Source organism: Clostridia bacterium (genome assembly GCA_014360065.1).
Lineage (GTDB): Bacteria > Bacillota > DSM-521 > Neomoorellales > JACIYF01 > JACIYF01.
The window spans coordinates 1-3,337 of the sequence record JACIYF010000195.1 but is presented as its reverse complement, the minus strand read 5'-3'; the positions used below and the strand labels follow the sequence as shown (position 1 = coordinate 3,337).

General features: G+C 55.8%; 4 protein-coding genes. 1 reads left to right on the top strand and 3 read right to left on the bottom strand.

Annotated elements, in window-relative coordinates; all coding sequences use genetic code 11:
• The 3 genes from H5U02_14830 to H5U02_14820 form a co-directional block, all read right to left on the bottom strand.
• On the bottom strand, positions 1-180 hold a 180-nt coding region (locus H5U02_14830), incomplete at its 3' end, for a hypothetical protein (GenBank protein MBC7343695.1).
• An 80-nt stretch (positions 181-260) separates the two neighbouring features.
• Entirely contained in the window at positions 261-542 is a 282-nt protein-coding gene (locus tag H5U02_14825; GenBank protein MBC7343694.1) for a hypothetical protein, read from the bottom strand.
• Positions 517-831, bottom strand: a complete 315-nt coding sequence (locus H5U02_14820) for a hypothetical protein (protein ID MBC7343693.1) — start codon at positions 829-831, stop codon at positions 517-519. Before H5U02_14820 ends, H5U02_14825 begins: the two co-directional genes overlap by 26 nt.
• 288 nt (positions 832-1,119) lie before the next feature.
• Between H5U02_14820 and H5U02_14815 the strand changes: the two genes are divergently transcribed.
• A complete protein-coding gene (locus tag H5U02_14815) occupies positions 1,120-3,102 on the top strand; it encodes an aldehyde ferredoxin oxidoreductase family protein (GenBank protein ID MBC7343692.1) in 1,983 nt (660 codons plus the stop codon).
• The last annotated feature ends 235 nt before the right edge of the window (positions 3,103-3,337 follow it).

Sequence of the window (3,337 nt, the reverse complement as noted above, 5' to 3'; positions counted from 1 at the left end):
CTTCAACTGGTAGACGCTATCCAGTCGTTTCTCGGGAATGTTGACCTCGGGGTTTTCAAGGAACTGGAGCCGCCATCCTTGGCCTTCTATGCCTAGTTGGCCCAAGGTTAACCTTACAAAGGCATCAGGATATTCTCTAGCCAGGACCTTCAGGCTGCGGTCAATTACTGCGGATGACAAGGTTTCTCCTCCGTTCGGTTCTAACAAAATTATAACATGGATGGGGGAGGGGAGGAACAGTAGCCCCAATGGCTTATACTCTATCTTGACGGCTCCCGGTTAGACCGACGTGGCGACGCATAAAAGCCATAATCCTCGGCCGTTACTACCCCCCAGTCTTGGAGCAGGTGCAATGTGGCCTCTAGGCAAGCATCCTCTCCTAGAAGTTCCTTGATAGCTGAAATATAGGCTGCATTGTGGCGCACATACAGATAACGCGGGCCCAACCTTTCAATCGCCCGGTTCATAAGGATATGTACCAAAGGGTCGGCATGACCCAAGAGCGCCTTGGCCGCCTTAAGGTGTTCCCGACGATTGGGCATTAGATTTCTCTTCTTTGAATATCCGCTCTACGTCAGCAAGAAGCAGATCCGGTATCACCGCACTCCGCTCCAATACATCGCTTGCCTTGGCTACCCACCGCTGCCAGATAACCCGCAAGTGCTCATCACTCATGCTCGGGGCTGGGGCTTTCCCTTTACCACTTTCCCCTTCTACATAAAAGATTTCCGATGGCTTGGTATCCTTGAGCCACTTCACCACTGCACTCAGCGTTTCCAGCGCTGCCAGTCTGCGCTCGTCCATGGCTGCCCGCTCTTCCCGTATGTCCATAATTTCGCCCCCTGTGCAAGTTGTTCTGTTGTGCTTAGCACTCTCACTTGGCATCATTCGCCAAGTGATGCTAGTTTCCTGCCCGCAGAACTCAGAACTGGTATTTGGGCCGTCTTAGTGGGTGCTTTATGCCACTTTTCATGCATTTTTACTTTCCTAATTGTACCTTTTCCTGTATAATGGATAGAGGGGCACCGGCAGTAAGCGATAACATGATAGGATCCTGGGAGTCGAAAAGCCCAGTAAGCCGGAAGGAAGAATAATTATAAACGCATGGGGGTGGCCAGGTTGCCGCACGGATTCATGGGGAAGATTCTTTGGGTCAATTTGACCACAGGCGAGATCACCACCGAAGAGGTAGGCGAAGGAATTTACCGCCAGTTCCTCGGCGGGTATGGGCTAGGAGCCAAGATCCTGTTTGACCGCATGCCGGCTGGAGCCCACCCGCTAGGACCAGAAAACATCCTGGGCTTTGTCCCGGGCCTATTGACCGGAAGCGGCATTCAGTTTACCGGCCGCTACATGGTGGTAGGCAAGTCACCCCTTACCGGCGGCTGGGGGGACGCCAATTCGGGCGGATTCTTTGGACCCGAGCTCAAAAAGTGCGGCTACGATGGCGTGTTCGTCGTCGGCCAATCGCCCTACCCCGTGTACCTCTGGCTGCATGATGGCGAGGCGGAAATCCGGGATGCTTCTCACCTCTGGGGCAAAGACACATATGAAACTGAAGATACCTTGCGGCAGGAGCTGGGAGACAAGATTCGGGTGGCCTGCATTGGCCCGGCCGGGGAAAAGATGTCGCTTTTGGCCGGAATCTTCAACGATCGGGGCCGCACCGCCGCCCGCTCCGGCTTAGGGGCAGTGATGGGATCAAAGAAGCTCAAGGCCATTGCCTGCAAAGGCCACCTCAATGTTACCAGGGCCAACCCCGAGCTCTTTAAGCAGGTCAACCAGTTCATCTCCTTGGGGCTAAAGACTCCCAACGCCTTGGATAAAGCCCTGCTCAAATATGGGAAGCCTTTTCTGCCCCTAATGATAAAGTTTATGGGACCCTACAAGCCTACCGTAGGCCAGACAGTGCAAGCCATGAGCGAGCAAGGAACCACCTCCACTTTGGCCATGTCGGTGGAGTGCGGCGACAGCCCAGTCAAGAACTGGGCCGGCTCCGGAGTCAAAGACTTTCCCTGGTCCCGCTCCTCCAAGATCAGCGACGTCAACGCCTGCAAATACAATGTCAAGAAGTACAACTGCTTCTCCTGCCCCCTCGGCTGCGGCGCCATCATCAAGATGGACAACCCAAAATACCCCATCCCAGAAGCCCACCGCCCCGAATACGAGACTCTATCCGCCTTTGGGCCTAATATCTTAAATGACAACTTGGAATCTATCATGCAGATCAACGACCTCTGTAACCGTTATGGCCTCGACAGCATCGGCACCGGCTCGGCAGTAGCTTGGGCCTTCGAAGCCTTTGAAAAGCATATCCTTACCCGGGAGGACACCGGCGGGCTGGTTCTGGCCTGGGGCAATTACGTGGCTGCGGTGAAGCTGACCGAGATGATCGGAAAACGAGAGGGCCTGGGGGAGCTCTTGGCCGATGGAGCCAAGCGCGCCGCCGAAAGGGTCGGCAAGGGGAGCGAGGCTTTCGCCATGCACGCCGGCGGCCAAGACTTGCCCATGCATGATCCTCGGCTCAACCCTAGCTTTGCCACCGCCTACATGACCGACCCCACGCCCGGCCGCCATACCACCGGAGGAGCTCAATGGGCGGAAGCTGGCCTTTCCGGAGCCATATTTGGCAATCTGAAGCTGCCTAAGGGTGGGCTGAAAAGGTATCAATATAAGGGCCGGGGTGCCATTCACGCCGCCCTCAGCAATTCGGCCCAGGTTATGAACTGCCTCGGTTTCTGCTATTTCACCACCTATATAGGCAGGTTCCCCTATTCTGCCATTGTTCAGGCAGTCACCGGTTGGCAGGTCACCGATGAAGAGCTGATGCGTACTGGCGAGCGCATCCAAAACCTGCGCCAAGCCTTTAATGTACGGGAAGGGATCAAGCCGCAAGACTTCCGCCTGCCCGACCGGGCCATCGGCAAGCCTCCGCTGGAGTCGGGGCCTCTGGCCAAAATCACCATCGACATCGACACCATGGCTCGGGAGTATTATCAGGCCATGCAGTGGAACCTTAGCGACGGCCGACCCTCTTTGAATAAGCTCAAAGAATTAGGACTAGACAGTGTCATTGCCGCGCTTTATCCGGAGGAAAAATAAGCCAGCTAACCTGTCCTGAAAGCCCGCCGGGCAAAGCCCTAGATCGGGAGCGGGCTTTGCCCCAGCTGGTTTCGGGGGCAAGCGCCAGCAAAAAGAAGCTTGAGGATAACCCTAGAGTTAGGAGGAAAACATGGCCATCCGCTTAAGCGTACATGCCTTCTTCGGCCGACAGGTAGTCCATGGGGACTTGGAAATTGAGGCTGGCGGGGCGGCCCCGGCCGGCAAAGCCGCCCGG

What these genes read in the sequence shown, in the direction of transcription:
- H5U02_14825 (MBC7343694.1), bottom strand. Translation starts at nt 542, where the DNA reads ATGCCCAATCGTCGGGAACACCTTAAGGCGGCCAAGGCGCTCTTGGGT.
- H5U02_14820 (MBC7343693.1), bottom strand. Translation starts at nt 831, where the DNA reads ATGGACATACGGGAAGAGCGGGCAGCCATGGACGAGCGCAGACTGGCA.